Raw genomic sequence first — 15190 nt, forward strand, 5'->3', positions numbered from 1 at the left:
GTCAACGTAGCGACTATCTTCGTCGTCGTGACGTGTCAGAGAGTATACGCGGTCTCGGGATCAGCGGACCTCGAGAAATCGGAATTCGCCGACATCGACTTTCCCTGACGAAAACGGTGGGGCGGGTGGCCGGGTCTAGCCGGCACTCCTGTCGGACCCTCGATTTTGAATCCTGAGCGTCGACCAATTCCACTACACCCGCACATTTGCCGCCGATTCTATCCGACGCGCTCGGCTCCTATGTCGCACCTAAAGCAGCCGATAACGTCTTTTGGCCCCACACCGCTGAACCTCGACCGGCGCCGAGATGATAAGGCAAACAGATTGCATGCAATATGGTCTTACATGCCTGTAGAATCGCCTTGACGCAACTTTTGCTGGCATCCTAGCTTGCTGCCGGGACAGGCAGGTTTCGTGGCCGGGCGGTGGCTGACGCGCTCGTTTCTTTCGGCGCAACAGCACGTGGGGAATGACTCCACGAATCCGTCGGCGAACCAGCGACGGGGCAAATGATGGCGTTCTACAAGGGTTCGGCCGGCGGCTGTTTCAGGCCGTCGCGGGCGTTGCTGCTGTGCGGGGCGAGCGTAGTGGCGCTTGCCGCTATTTCGGGGGTGGCCGCATCGGCACAGGCGGAGGACGTTACCCGGCGCGAGACGTTCGGGGCCAATGGCCGCGACGCGAATACCGGCTTTTCGAGCGTGACCTCGACACCCGGCGCCCGTGGCGCGGACGTCGTCATCACCAACACCCACAGTTCGTCCAAGAGCTCGACGTCGACGACGGCCGTCCAGATCGGCTCGACCGGAGGCATGGGCGGCCAGGGCGCTTCGGCGCTCCTGAGCGATGAGTCCGCATCGGCCGGCGGGCGGGGCGGCGATCTTGAAATCTTCCAGGAGGGGGCACTCTTCGCAAGCGGTAATCAGGCGGCCAGCGCCTCGCCGAACCGGCCCGGCTTCCCGGCGAGCAGCGATCCGCGCTGGGAGCTTTCCGGCGGCACAGCCAATCTTCTCGTCTATTCACAGGGTGGCAAGGGCGGCAATGGCAACAACTCGCTCGGCGCCGGCGGCTATGGCGGGACCGTCGACCTGACGGTGGTCGGCCCGGTCGTGACGGAGGGTGACCGATTCGCCTCGGTCTGGGCCCGCTCGCTCGGCGGCGACGCTGGCAGCGGCGGCACACTCCTGGAGCTCACCGACCGTCTCAGGGCCGGCGGCGGCGGCAGGGTCGTCGTCGCGATTGGATCCGACGCGGAAATCAGGACGAACGGACAGATGGCGCCCGGCGTCATCGCCGAGTCGCTGGGGGGCGCCGGCGGTAACCGCTCCAATTCGTTCTTCGCGAAGCCCTATATCTCGGACGGCGGTCTCGGCGGTTCGGTAAGTCTGGTCAACCGGGGCACGGTGATCACCGAAGCTGGCCATTCGCTCGGCCTCGTCGCCCAGAGTATTGGCGGGAATGGCGGCAACCAGGGCGATTCGGGCGGCCAGCCCGGTGGCTGGGGTGGCAACGGCGGCAATGCCAATCTCGTCAATGACGGCGATGTGACCACCAAGGGCGATTTCAGCGCGGGAACGCTGGTCCAGTCGGTCGGCGGCTCCGGCGGCAAGGGTGGCTATGGCTATTTCGGTGGCGGCGATGGCGGCTCGGCCGGTGCCGGCGGCTGGGTGACGTCGACCAACCTTGGAACCGTGACGACCAGGGGAGCCAACGCGATCGGCATGGTGGCGCAGTCCGTCGGCGGCGGCAACGCCGCGGCGGCGTTCGAGAGCGGCCCGCTCGTGCCGGGCGCCTCGACCCAGGGCGGCGGTTCCGGCGGCCGGGCGTTCCTGTTCTGGGGCGGCAACGGCGGAACCGGCGGCGATGGCGGCCGCGTCGAGGCCACCAATTCCGGCGTCATCGAGACTTTCGGGATGAACGCCTATGGCATGCTCGTGCAGAGCATCGGCGGCGGCGGCGGGGCGGGCGGATCGGCATCCAGCTACGCGCCGGGCGTCAGCATAGCCCTCGGCGGCAGTGGCGGCGGCGGCGGCGACGGCGGCTCCGTGCTCGTCAAGCGCGCCAATATCCCGCTGGCTTCGCCGCAGCCCAAGATCACCACGCACGGCATCTCTTCCCACGGCATCGTCGCAATGAGCGTCGGCGGCAGTGGCGGCATTGGCGGTAGCGCAGCGGCTAAAAGCGCCGGGGCTGTCGTCTCGCTCAGCGTTGCGGTCGGCGGCAATGGCGGCAATGGCGGCAAAGGCGGCACAGTGTCTGTCCAGAGCGATTCGATCATCACGACCGAAAAGCTGATGTCGGTGGGCATCAGGGCACGCAGCGTCGGTGGCGGTGGCGGTGAAGCCGGGAGTGCCAAGGCTTATGCTCTCTCCATCGCGCCCCCCGACAGAGTTAGCGTCTCGCTCACCTTTTCGCTCGGTGGCAGCGGCGGCAAGGGCGGTGCCGGCGGCGATGTCGATGTCGGCAATTTCGGCGTGATCACGACCAAGGGGACAGGCTCGACCGGCATCGAGGCGATGAGTATCGGTGGTGGCGGCGGCGGCGGCGGCGCGGCGGAATCGGTCAGCGACATGCTTGGCCTCTTTTCGAATGTCGGTGTCAGCGTAGCGATCGGCGGCAGCGGCACCGCCGGTGGCGGCGATGGCGGCAAGGTCGCGGTCGACAATCAGGGCACCATCCGCACCGAGCGCGACTATGCCCGCGGTATCATCGCGATGAGCGTCGGCGGCGGCGGCGGCAAGGGCGGCACCGGCAAGGCGCAGGCGAAGAACGGTCTCTCCTGGAACGACACAGCGCAGGCCCTGGCAGAGAATGGTGTGCCGAGCGCCGACAGTATATCGACCAATGTTGCCGTCGGAGGAAGCGGCGGCAAGGGCGGCAAGGGCGGCGACGTGACGACCACGAACGCCGGTACAATCACCACCAAAGGCACGAATTCGCAGGCCATCTTCGCGCAGAGCGTGGGCGGCGGCGGCGGTGACGCGGCTGGCTCGGCCGGTGCGTCGGCGGCAGGATCCGGCTCGATCGCTCTCAAGGCCAGCTATGGCGGGTCCGGCGGCGGCGGCGGCTCTGGCGGCGCCGTGACTGTCAACAATGCCAAGGGCGCCGCAATCGAGACGTCCGGCGAAGGATCGGCCGCGATCTTCGCCCAGAGCGTCGGGGGTGGCGGCGGCAGCGGAGGGAGCCTAAGCAGTGAAACCAAAGCGGTCGCGAACTTTGATGGCCCTGTGGGAAAGGCAATCATCGCTACAGCCGACGATCTGCTGAAAGCCGACAAGGTCGTCTCCAATCTTTTCGGCAGCGATGCCAAAAAAGAACTCAACGAGTACAGCCGTCTCGACAAGAACAGCCCAACTCAGCAATTTCTGGATAAAGCAAGGAACGTTCTGAAGATTGTAAAAATCCTTGCCGATACAGACAAGAGCTTTGGAGAACGCCTTATCAAAGCAGGTGGGACGGTTGCCGCGGGCTTGGCTTTCGAAAAACTGAAGTCGTCGATCAAGGACGCCTATAAGCAGGTTTCCGTAAAGCAAGGCGCCTCACTGCCGAGCATCGATTTGCTGTTTTCGTTGGGTTCCAGCGGAGGAGATGGCGGCAATGGCGGCGCAGTCGCCGTTACCAATGCCGGTGCGGTGACGACCCGGGGCGCCAACGCCTGGGGGGTGTTCGGCCAGTCAATTGGCGGCGGCGGCGGCGTCGGCGGGGCAGCCGTATCGTCGGGCACGAACAAGATCAACATCGACTTGACGCTCGGGGCCGGCGGCGGCGACGGCGGCAAGGGCGGTGACGTCAAGATCGACAATAGCGGCTCGGTAACGACAAAGGGCGGTGCCGCCTTCGGCGTCTTTGCCCAGAGTGTTGGCGGCGGCGGCGGTGTCGGCGGCGCGGTGCGCAATGCCGACAGCATCTCGTTCGGCGGCGGCTTTCGCATGGGAGGCAGCGCAGGCAGCAGTTCGGATGGCGGCACGGTCACCGTCACCAACAGCGGCTCGATCACGACCGAGGGCCGCGAGGCGCATGGCATCGTCGCGCAGAGCGTCGGCGGCGGCGGCGGAACCATCACCGTGAGCCAGGCCGACCCGACCGCGCCGATCGCACTTGCTAGCAACGCCGAAGACGTCGAGGCGCTGGAAGACCTCTTTGCCATCCTGAGCTCCACCGGCGCGATGCAAGGCAGCACACCGGCGGGCAGCGGCGGCGGCAAGGTCTCCGACTCGACCACGTCATTCGGGACACTGCCGAGCTTCTCCGTGTCCATCGGCGGCAGTGGCGCCGGGGGCGGCAATGGCGGCAGGGTCGAGATCACCCATTCGGGCGCGATCGGAACCAAGGGCATCGGCGCGATCGGCATATTCGGCCAGTCGGTCGGCGGCGGCGGCGGCTTCGGCGCCGATGGCAGCCTGACCGGTTTCAACGAATTCCGCGGTTCGTTCGGTGGCAGCGGCGGCGCCGCCGGCAATGGCGGCGAGGTGAAGCTTCATGTCGGCAACGGCGCCACCGTTGCGACCGAGGGCGACGGTGCGCATGGTGTGCTGCTGCAGTCGATCGGCGGCGGCGGCGGCTATGGCGGCGTCGGCGACTACACCCTTCACAGCGGGACCAAGCCGGCCTTTATCGGCGAGGGCGCCAGTAGTGGCAATGGCGGCGCAATCACGATCGACATGGTCAATGCCAAGGGGGAAGCCGACGCAACGGCCAAACTCGACATCCATACCATCGGCCAGGAAGCGCACGGCATCTATGTCCAGTCTGTCGGCGGAGGAGGCGGCTCCGTGTTCGACGTGAACGGCCTCTCGACGCCGGCACAAGACTCCGGCGGCATCGCCCGCACCAAGTCCAAGGGCGTGGGCGGCGCCGTGACGATCACGACAAGGGGCGACATCGTCGCTGAGGGGGCGAATTCCTACGGCATCTTTGTGCAGAGCGGCTTCCAGAAGACCGACGGCTCGATCGACTATGCGAAACTCGGGAGCGGCGCCGTGACGATCAGCCATTCCGGGAAGATCGAGGGCGGCTCGGGCAAGGGCGCCGCCATCCGTATCGACGACGCGCGAGGCGGCAGCATCTCGCTCTCGGCCGGCTCGACGGTCAGCGCCGCATCCGGGACCGCCATCCTTGCTCCGGGAGTGGCCGTGACCAATGCCGGCGCGATCGTGGGCAATATGGATCTTCTTGGCCCCACCTATGGCGGCAACTACACCGGCCAAGTCGGCAGCCGCTATCAAAGCGTCGAGAACGGCTGGGTCAAGGTGAGCCGTGACTACCGTGGCGGCTTCTTCACCTCAAGCGGCATCGTCGATATCGGAGGCGTTGGCAAGATCAGCTCGCTGGACATCACGGCCTCAGCGGCGGTTTTCCATACCTCGTCGGAAACACTCATCGACGTTACCAGCACGCCGTCCGGCGGCTCGAAGAACGACACGATCAACTTCCACAGCAACACGTCCACCTACTTCGATGGCGCGACGCTGTCCGTGAACGTTGTCGGTGGACTGTGGCCCGACAAGTTCGCCATCGTGACCTCCGACGGCACGTTGTCGGCCAAGAACGCGACGGCCACGGACCGGAACACCTGGTCGCCCTTCACCTGGCTCGCGTCGGCCGAGAACAACACCCTGGTCGTGCGTCCGAGCGCGAACTTCTATGTCCCTCAGGGCATGGCGCTGACCAGATCGGAGGACTCCGCTCGCGCCGCCCTGCAGGACACCTGGGATGCTGGAGGGACGGTGTCGGCGCTGGGCGCTATGATCTATGGTGATTTCGCCCGCGTCGGCTCGGCCCAAGACTATGTCCGTGCCATCGACAGTATCTCGCCGGAGGAGTCGTTCAATGTCGGCTCCGCCCGGACAGCAGCAGCCAGAACATCGCTCAACTCCTCGCTGAGCTGTCCGGCTTTCGAAGGCCCCGACACGTTCCTTGTCGAGACGGACTGCGTCTGGGCCAAGGTCTCCAGTGAAGTCGTCAGTCGCAACCAGAACGATGACGCCGCGGGCTATGACCGCGACGGCGTGGCTTGGCGGGTTGGCGGCCAACATGAGGTTGCGGATGACTGGTTCCTCGGCGGCTCGGCCGCCTACACCTGGTCGTCGCTCACCGACAGTGACGGATTCTCGCAGACCGACGGCAATTCGTTCGATGCATCGGCAGCGCTGAAGCACCAGATCGGCCCCTGGCTGCTCGCGCTGAGCGGGCAGCTTGGCTATGGCAGCTTCGATACCGACCGGACCGTGGTGATCGGCTCAGATGCGTGGCAAACCTCGGGCAATTCTGAGGTCTTCAACGCGGGCAGCCGCTTCCGCGTCAGCCGCGAGTTTGCCTTCCCGACCTGGTACTTCAAACCCTATGCGGATATTGACCTGCTCTACAGCCAGGTGCCGGCGCACAGCGAATACAGCGATGTTCTGGGCACGGTCTATTGGTTCGACGGCGCCTCCAGCTGGAATGCCGCCTTCAGCCCCAATATCGAAATCGGCGGCCGCGTGAATCTCGACGAGCAAACCTGGCTGCGTCCCTATGCGACCGTGGGCGCGACGCTGTTTGCCAATGACGGCATGAATGTCAGTGGCACGCTCGCTCTCGGCACGGACAACCAGCCGTTCGTAGCACAATCGAACGCGCCCACGGCACTGCTTAACTTGAGCGCCGGCGTTCAGCTCTACCGCACCGAAAGCTTCGAGATCCGCGCCGAATACAAGGCGGACTTCGCCGAGGACTATCTGGCCCAGGAGGCGAGCGCCCGCTTCGCGATCCCGTTCTGACGCCCGGTATCATCGCTTCGCGCTCAGCGGTTGGGAGCCTGCCACGCCCTGTGGCCGGCACCCGATCGATGTGATCCGTCAAGAGGTCGTGCATCGGTCTCGCCGGGGAAGTTGAGGTCGTGAGACTTCGGGGTCCATGGAAGGACCGATGAACACCCACGGGCATGCCAGTTTGACGTCGCCCGGTTGAGACCTCTGGTCCACGCCGTGCGAAGTGGACCGGCACCGCAAGCAGCACCGCTTGCGCCGGTGTCTGCTTGGCAAGGGCGCGCAGATGGGCAGCTTCGCGGCGCTGATCGCTCGCAGGATCGCAGGGCGCTGCCGGCGCATGCAACACATCTGAGCCCATGTAGGATGCGGAGAAGCGAGACGCGAATGCCAGAGCCCTCGCAGGCCTCGCATTCGAGATATCCAGCCCCGTCGCACGTAGACAGTCGCGCATGCCAGACTAGCCCTATGCTTACCGTCAGGCATCGGGCCGATCGGGCTGGGGCGGATCAGGGGCTGATTTCAAACGGAGACACGACCGGATGAGGTCGGCCATTGACGATGAGAACAAAACATGAACATATAGCGACAGCTTGGTGGTTTCGGAGGAAAAGCCGATGTCGATGATGATCCGTGATCTCGCTGCCCTTGCCGCGCTCGCCTCGTTCGTTGCCATGATCTCGCTGTGGTCCGAACTGATCGCCCGCGTCGTTTGACGGCACGCCGCTCGGCGCTGCGGCGCTCGGGTGGTGGACGTCGGTCGCCCGACTCGCCGATAAGGGGTGAGGGTGGCCAAGGACGATGAGGTGATACGATGGACGGCCAGTTTCCCGGAGCGGGCGAAGTCGGCTTCGTGCATCTCAGGGTGCATTCACCTTATTCGTTGCTGGAAGGCGCCTTGCCGCTGAAGACGCTCAGCAAGCTGGCGATTGCCGACCGGATGCCGGCGCTGGCCTTGACCGACACGGGCAATCTGTTCGGGGCGCTCGAATTTTCCGAGAAGATGGCTGAAATCGGCATTCAGCCGATCATCGGCTGCCAGATGGCGATCGCCTTCGACGATGGCTTCGAGCCGGGGCGAAAAGGGCCGTCGGGACAGAAGCAACTGGCCGACGTGGTCATGCTCGCCGCGGAAGAGGCCGGTTACTGGAACCTCGTCCGACTCGTGTCGCGCTCGTTCATGGAGACCGATGCCGCTGACCGGCCACACGTCGCGATCGCGGATCTCGAAGCGGCGAATGCCGGCCTGATCCTTTTGACGGGCGGATCGGCCGGTCCGGTCGACCAGGCACTCCGGGCAGGGCAGGGCAGCGTTGCGGAGGCGCGGCTACAGCGCCTGGCCGAGGCGTTCGGCGATCGGCTCTACGTCGAATTGCAGCGCCATGGCGGCGAGAGCGAACGCGTGGAGGGCGAACTCGTCGCGCTTGCTTATCGGCATGGCCTGCCGTTGGTCGCGACCAATGAGCCTTTTTTCCCGAAGCGTGATGACTACGAGGCGCACGACGCGCTGATCGCCATTGCCGAGGGCGCCGTGGTCGCCGAGGAAAAGCGGCGGCGGTTGTCGCCGGAGCATTATTTCAAGACGCGCGCCGAGATGATGGCGCTCTTTGCCGATCTGCCCGAGGCGACAGCCAACACGGTCGAAGTCGCGCTGCGCTGTCACTATCGGCCAGTCAAGCGCAAGCCGATCCTGCCGCGCTTCGCCGGGGCCGATGCCGACGCGGCGACCGCAGAGGCGGCCGAGGTCGAGGCGTTGAAAGAAGGGGCGCGCGCCGGGCTTGCCAAGCGGCTGTCGGCCCATGGCCTCGCGCCGGGCCTCACCGAGGAGGATTATCGCGACCGGCTCGAATTCGAGCTGAACGTCATCGAGAAGATGAAGTTTCCCGGCTATTTCCTCATCGTCGCCGATTTCATTCAATGGGCCAAGTCGCAGGGGATCCCTGTCGGTCCGGGCCGCGGATCGGGCGCCGGTTCGCTCGTCGCCTGGTCGCTGACGATCACGGATCTCGATCCGATGCGCTTTGCGCTGCTGTTCGAGCGCTTCCTCAATCCCGAGCGCGTCTCGATGCCGGATTTCGACATCGACTTCTGCCAGGATCGCCGCGACGAGGTGATCCGCTACGTCCAGCAGAAATATGGCGTCGACCAGGTCGCGCAGATCATCACCTTCGGGACGCTGCAGGCGCGCGCCGTTTTGCGCGATGTCGGGCGCGTGCTGCAGATGCCCTATGGCCAAGTCGACCGGCTCTGCAAGCTGGTGCCTCAGAACCCCGCCAATCCCGTGTCTCTCGACAAGGCGATCGAGGACGAGCCGCGCCTCCGGGCTGCCCGTGACGAGGATCCGACCGTCGCGCGGCTGCTCGACATGGCGCGCAAGCTCGAAGGCCTCTATCGCCATGCCTCCACCCACGCCGCCGGCATCGTGATCGGCGATCGGCGGCTCGACGCGCTGGTGCCGCTCTATCGCGATCCGCGCTCGTCGATGCCGGTCACCCAGTTCAATATGAAATGGGTGGAGAGCGCCGGCCTCGTGAAGTTCGACTTCCTCGGCCTCAAGACGCTGACGGTGCTCGAAACCGCTGTAGCACTCGTCGCCAAGCGCGGGATCAAGCTCGATCTTTCGGCTTTGCCGCTCGACGACAAGCCGACCTATGACATGTTGATGCGCGGCGAGACCGTCGGCGTGTTCCAGCTGGAAAGTCAGGGCATGCGCAAGGCGCTGGTCGGCATGAAGCCGGACCGCTTCGAGGATATCATCGCCCTCGTCGCGCTCTACCGCCCGGGTCCGCTGGACAATATTCCGGTCTACAACGCGCGAAAGCATGGCGAGGAGAAACCAGACTATCTGCATCCGCTGCTGGAGCCGGTGCTGAAGGAAACCTACGGCGTCATCATCTACCAGGAACAGGTGATGCAGATCGCGCAGATCCTGTCGGGCTATTCGCTCGGCGAAGCCGACCTGCTGCGCCGCGCGATGGGCAAGAAGATCAAGGCGGAGATGGATGCGCAGCGCACCCGCTTCGTCGACGGCGCCGTGGCACAGGGCCTCGCCAAGGACCGCGCCGATCTGATCTTCGACCTGCTCGCGAAGTTCGCCGACTACGGCTTCAACAAGAGCCATGCCGCCGCCTATGCGCTGGTCTCCTATCACACGGCCTATCTCAAGGCGAACTATCCGACCGAGTTCCTCGCGGCGTCGATGACGCTGGATATGGGCAACACGGACAAGGTCAATGATTTCCGCCGCGAGGCCATGCGGCTCGGCATCGAAGTCGGGCTGCCTTCGGTCAACCGTTCGGGTGCCGTGTTTGATGTCGAGGATGGACGCATTCTCTATTCGCTGGCGGCAATCAAGGGCGTCGGCGCGCAGGCCGTCGAGCATCTGGTCGAAGCGCGGGGAAACAAGCCGTTCCGCGACCTTGCCGGGTTCGCTGCGCGCGTCAATCCGCGCATCCTCAACAAGCGGACGCTGGAGAGCCTTGTCTGCGCCGGCGCCTTCGATGATCTCGAACGCGACCGCGCGCGCGTCTTTGCCGGCATCGAGCGCATCATGGGCATCGGCAACCGCGTCGTCGAAGGCGTGGCGCTCGGCCAGGACGAGCTTTTCGGCGGGGCAGGGGCGGCCGAGCCGCTCGTGCTGCCGCCGGCCGAGCCCTGGATGCCGGCCGATCGGTTGCAGAAGGAATTCGCCGTGGTCGGCTTCTATCTCTCCGCCCATCCGCTCGATGAATATGCGCCGGTCTTGAAGAAGCAGCGCGTGCAGAATTGGGCGGATTTCTCGGAAGCTGTGCGGCGCGGCGCCGCCGCAGGACGGCTCGCCGGCACCGTAACGGCACGGCAGGAGCGCAAGACCAAGACGGGCAACCGCATGGGCATCGTGCAGTTCTCGGATCCGACAGGCCAGTTCGAGGCGATTCTCTTCGCCGAGGCACTGAACGCGTTCCGTGACCAGTTGGAGCCCGGCCGCTCGGTGGTGGTGCAGGTTGCGGCCGAGGATCGGCCTGAGGGTATCAGCGTCCGTATCATCTCGGTGAAGCCGCTCGATGCGATGTCGAGCGGATTGAAGCAATTGCGCGTGTTCCTGCGCGCCGAGGACCCGCTTGGAAGCATCGAGCGCCATCTGCCGCGCGGCGGCGACGGCGATGTCAGCCTCGTGCTCCTGCTCGACGAAGGGAGCCGTGAGGTCGAGGTTCAACTGCCTGGCCGCTACCAGCTCTCGCCGCAGATCGCGAGCGCCTTGCGCGCGGTCCGCGGCATCGAGCATGTCGAGCTGGTATAGACCCGCCGACGGTGCCGCGTGCTCAGTAGCTCATGGGAACGAGCTGCATCACGCCGAAAAGGCCGAGTGGTACGTAGAGCAATGTTGCAGCTATCTGGACCTTCCGAGGCCCGGCAAACGCAATCAACGGCAGCACGACCAGCCCGAGATTGAGCAGCTCTCCGGCCGACAGGATGTCGACGTGCCAGAATAATGCGTTGAGCAGGATGGCAATTGCATTGAACGCCGCAAGCGCCACCAGCCCCCAACGTCCATCACGCTCGAAGAAGTCCCGAAGACTGCCGGTGGCGAGGCCCTCTGTCGGCAGGATCGAGGCCGCGGCGAGGAACAAGGTCAGCACGAGGCTGACGAGAAGCAGGAAATTGGGAAACGTCCAGCTCGGGATCGTTGTGGCCAACTCCTCGATGCTCCACCAGAAGGTGATTTGCTGCAGAAAGATGATGGCGGCCCAGACACAGGGCAGCCAGTCGATGCGGACGAGCCCGCGCGCCCGAAAGAGAGCGATGCTTGCCAGAAGGATGCGCGCGACGCCGAGCCCGAGGATGAGCGAGAACACAGTCGACATCCAGCGAAAGGTATCCATCGGCTGTCGGCGCTCCTCAATGCTGCCTCGCCCTCTTCTATAAGGCGTGACGCTCGCTTCGCGCGAGCAGATTGCTGGTTTCGTCGCGCGGCGGAGCAGAGCCGCACTTGCCGGTCCCGTCAGCGGCAGTATCGCCGGGACGGGTTCGCGCCGTCGCAAAGGCGGGCGGTTGCGATTGGCGCTCCGCACGTCAAAAGCGCAGATCCGTCAGGGTGTTGGCCCATTCGCCGGAATCAAGTTCTGAATGCGTGGCAGTCTTGATTTCGCGGCTTCATTCGATCCGCGCGGCAATCGGCGGCTCTGTTGCAGGTTCGATTGCGCGTTTCTCGCCGCCGCTTCCGACCCTTCGCGCATAGGCTCGGCGGATAGAATGGCGAGCCGGCAGCTCAACGAACCGCCACAAGAGCGTCGAAGCCGCGAGCAGGACGGCGAAATAGAGCGCGAGCGTCGCTGCGGCGGGAATACCGCTGAACCAGCTGAGATGCGTGGCGTAGGATCGCAGCAGGATCTGGTGGATCAGATAGATGGAAAAGGAGATCTCACCCAGAAAGACGAGGAGAGGAAGGCGGAGTAGCGCGCTGACGAGGCCCGCCTGGAAGGCCATGACGAATATGAGAAGGGCCGTCGAGAGGCAGATCGCGCCGCCGTGGCTGATCCAGACGCTGGATGACGCGCTGATGCTTTTCTCAAACCAAGCGCTGACCGGCGCGACGAGCAGGGCATTGCCGACGAACAGGACCAGCACGCCCAGTTCAGCGAAGGTGGCCAGCCCGTTGTTGATCCGGAAATGCCGCGCGGCGATCCATGCAAGGCCGACGCACATGCCGAGGACGAATTCGAACAGGCGGGCGAGGGGGTTGATGTAGAGGAGGCCCGCCGCGTTAACGCGGTGCATCGGATCGTCGTAGTTGGCGAGATGAAGAGCGTCGGAGAGGATGATCAACGCCAGGACCAGCATGGCGCTCCCGCCGAGCGCCCATGGCCATCGGCGGCGGAAGTCGATCGCCAAGCCAATGAAGGCCACATAGAAGAACATCTCGACCGAGATCGTCCAGCTGAGGCTGTTGAAGCCGAAGAATACGGTGCCGACCGGTACCCAGGCCTGCAACAGCAGCACGTTGAGGACGCCGGAGAGCCAGCTGCTCTCACCGGCGCCGAACCGGCCTGGATCCCCATCCAGAAGCAGGAACAGCAGTACGAATGTCACCAGATGCAGCGGGTAGATCCGCGCGATGCGCGCCACCAGATAGGACTTGCGCTGCGAAGCGTCGTCCATGTCGCCATGGACGAGGAACATGATGAAGCCGGAGAGGATGAAGAAGAACGAGACGCCGTTATCGAGTGGCAAATCCTCCAGCAGGGGAGTTCCGAACCCGAAGTCGCGGAGGTGATGAATAACTATCGCGAGTGCCGCGAAGAATCGCAAGGATGTCAGCGTGTCGATTCTGGAGCTGGCGAGCGGGCCGCTGCTTGCTGGGTTCCGCACCTCGGTCATTGAGCGCTGACCCAGCCGCGGTCCGGCATCATGGCTCTTTCCTCTGCGACCGGAGCGGCTCACGCGACCGATGAATGTTGTCTGGCACGATGCGAAGCCGGTGATCCGGCGTCAAGCTTGCTCTTCTCGCCTTTCCCGACTATAAGGCGCGCATTCCACACGTGGGGCTCGGGCTCCGGCGGCGCTTTTGCGTTCGTCGGGACCCACCGGTGCCGAACACCGTTCGGCTTTCCCCACGGAGGTTCAACCGGTGAAGGACACTGAATTAAATGGCTATTCCTGATTTCTCGATGCGCCAGCTGCTCGAGGCCGGCGTCCATTTCGGCCACCAGAAGCATCGCTGGAACCCGAAGATGGCGCCGTATCTCTATGGCGTGCGCAACAACATCCACATCATCGACCTCGCGCAGACGGTGCCGCTGTTGCACCGTGCCCTGCAGGCGGTGAGCGACACGGTCGCCGGTGGTGGCCGCGTGCTGTTCGTCGGCACGAAGCGCCAGGCGTCGGATCCGGTCGCGGCCGCTGCCAAGCGCTGCGCCCAGTATTATGTCAATTCCCGCTGGCTCGGCGGCATGCTGACCAACTGGAAGACGATCTCGCATTCGATCCAGCGCCTGCGTCATCTCGACGAACTGCTGTCCTCGGACGTGCAGGGCTTGACCAAGAAGGAGCGTCTGACGCTGTCGCGCGAGCGCGACAAGCTTGAGAACGCCCTTGGCGGCATCAAGGACATGGGCGGCATTCCCGACCTCCTGTTCGTGATCGACACCAACAAGGAAGCGCTCGCGATCCAGGAAGCGCGCCGCCTTCATATTCCTGTCGCAGCGATCATCGATTCCAATTCGGATCCGGACGGCATCAACTACCCGATCCCCGGCAATGACGATGCTGGCCGTGCACTGACGCTCTATGGCGACCTGATCGCCCGTGCGGCGCTTGACGGCATCTCGCGTGCCGCGGGCCAGTCGGGTCTCGATCTCGGCGCTCAGGAAGAAGTCTACGAAGAGGCTCTTCCGGAAGCCGCCGCTGAAGAGGTCGAGGCGACTGCAGCAGCCTGATCGCTTGCGCCGCCCGAGCGGGCGGCGATTCATGAATGGTGACGCGACGCAGCCGGGCTCCCTTTGCCCGGCTGTTCGTTAGAAAAACAAGGAACGAGGCAGACGATGGCTATTTCCGCTTCGATGGTGAAGGACCTGCGCGAAAAGACCGGCGCGGGCATGATGGATTGCAAGACGGCGCTGACCGAGACGTCGGGCGACGTCGAGGCGGCGATCGACTGGCTGAGGACCAAGGGTCTCGCCAAGGCCGCCAAGAAGGCCGGCCGCGTGGCAGCCGAGGGTCTCGTCGGCGTCTCTGCCTCGGGCAATCGCGCCGTGGTGGTCGAGGTCAACTCCGAGACCGATTTCGTCGCGCGTAACGCCGAGTTCCAGCAGCTCGTCCTCAACGTTGCCAAGGCGGCGCTCGAGACCGATGGATCGGCTGCGGCCGTGTCGGCGGCGTCGTTCCCCAATTCGGACAAGACCGTCGAGCAGACGATCACCGAAGCGGTCGCGACGATCGGCGAGAATATGAGCCTGCGCCGTTCGGCGAGCGTCGCGGTGTCCGACGGCGTTGTTGCGACCTATGTTCATGCGGCGACGGCTCCCGGCCTCGGCAAGATCGGCGTTCTCGTCGGGCTCGAATCGACCGGCGACAAGGACAAGCTCCTTGCGCTCGGCCGCCAGATCGCGATGCACATCGCCGCTGCGAACCCGCTCTCGGTCAACACCGACGCGCTGGACCAGGCTGTCGTCGCGCGCGAGCGCGCCGTCTATGCCGAGCAGGCGCGCGAGAGCGGCAAGCCCGAGGCGATCATCGAGAAGATGGTCGAGGGCCGCGTGCGCAAGTTCTATGAGGAAGTCGTCCTGCTGCTGCAGGCCTTCGTGATCAATCCCGACCTGACGGTCGAGAAGGCGCTGAAGGCGGCCGAGGCTGATGTCGGCGCGCCGATCAAGCTCACTGAATTCGTCGCCTATCGCCTCGGCGAGGGCATCGAGAAGGAAGAAAGCGACTTCGCGGCCGAAGTCGCGGCGGTTGCCGGAACCAAATAA

Annotated in this window: 6 protein-coding genes and 1 tRNA gene; 4 read left to right on the top strand and 3 right to left on the bottom strand. The window is 64.8% G+C overall.

Annotation, left to right across the window (positions count from 1 at the left end; translation table 11 throughout):
* Nucleotides 1–117: 117 nt before the first annotated feature.
* Nucleotides 118–202: transfer RNA gene (locus LB518_RS03195), tRNA-Leu, on the bottom strand.
* 310 nt (nt 203–512) lie between these two features.
* On the opposite strand from LB518_RS03195, the gene LB518_RS03200 reads away from it, so the two are divergent.
* Both LB518_RS03200 and dnaE read left to right on the top strand, forming a co-directional pair.
* Nucleotides 513–6755 carry an autotransporter outer membrane beta-barrel domain-containing protein gene (locus LB518_RS03200; RefSeq protein WP_224574350.1) on the top strand — a complete coding sequence of 2081 codons (6243 nt, stop codon included), beginning with the start codon at nt 513–515 and terminating at the stop codon, nt 6753–6755.
* 802 nt (nt 6756–7557) lie between these two features.
* Complete coding sequence (dnaE, locus tag LB518_RS03205) at nt 7558–11022, top strand: DNA polymerase III subunit alpha (RefSeq protein ID WP_224572926.1); 3465 nt, start codon at nt 7558–7560, stop codon at nt 11020–11022.
* Between the two features lie 22 nt (nt 11023–11044).
* Here the strand turns inward: dnaE and LB518_RS03210 are convergent, their stop codons facing one another.
* A complete protein-coding gene (locus tag LB518_RS03210) occupies nt 11045–11605 on the bottom strand; it encodes a hypothetical protein (RefSeq protein WP_224572927.1) in 561 nt (186 codons plus the stop codon).
* Between the two features lie 271 nt (nt 11606–11876).
* Nucleotides 11877–13100 carry an acyltransferase family protein gene (locus LB518_RS03215; protein WP_224572929.1) on the bottom strand — a complete coding sequence of 408 codons (1224 nt, stop codon included), beginning with the start codon at nt 13098–13100 and terminating at the stop codon, nt 11877–11879.
* A 269-nt stretch (nt 13101–13369) separates the two neighbouring features.
* Between LB518_RS03215 and rpsB the strand changes: the two genes are divergently transcribed.
* Nucleotides 13370–14158 (top strand): 30S ribosomal protein S2, encoded by a 789-nt coding sequence (gene rpsB, locus LB518_RS03220; RefSeq protein WP_502845771.1) that lies wholly within the window; start codon nt 13370–13372, stop codon nt 14156–14158.
* Nucleotides 14159–14263: 105 nt separating this feature from the next.
* A complete protein-coding gene (tsf, locus tag LB518_RS03225; protein WP_224572931.1) occupies nt 14264–15190 on the top strand; it encodes a translation elongation factor Ts in 927 nt (308 codons plus the stop codon).

Origin of the sequence: Mesorhizobium sp. BR1-1-16, from assembly GCF_020165495.1 — a bacterium.
GTDB lineage: Bacteria > Pseudomonadota > Alphaproteobacteria > Rhizobiales > Kaistiaceae > Kaistia.

What these genes read in the sequence shown, in the direction of transcription:
- LB518_RS03200 (WP_224574350.1), top strand. Translation starts at nt 513, where the DNA reads ATGGCGTTCTACAAGGGTTCGGCCGGCGGCTGTTTCAGGCCGTCGCGG.
- dnaE (WP_224572926.1), top strand. Translation starts at nt 7,558, where the DNA reads ATGGACGGCCAGTTTCCCGGAGCGGGCGAAGTCGGCTTCGTGCATCTC.
- LB518_RS03210 (WP_224572927.1), bottom strand. Translation starts at nt 11,605, where the DNA reads ATGGATACCTTTCGCTGGATGTCGACTGTGTTCTCGCTCATCCTCGGG.
- LB518_RS03215 (WP_224572929.1), bottom strand. Translation starts at nt 13,100, where the DNA reads ATGACCGAGGTGCGGAACCCAGCAAGCAGCGGCCCGCTCGCCAGCTCC.
- rpsB (WP_502845771.1), top strand. Translation starts at nt 13,370, where the DNA reads ATGGCTATTCCTGATTTCTCGATGCGCCAGCTGCTCGAGGCCGGCGTC.
- tsf (WP_224572931.1), top strand. Translation starts at nt 14,264, where the DNA reads ATGGCTATTTCCGCTTCGATGGTGAAGGACCTGCGCGAAAAGACCGGC.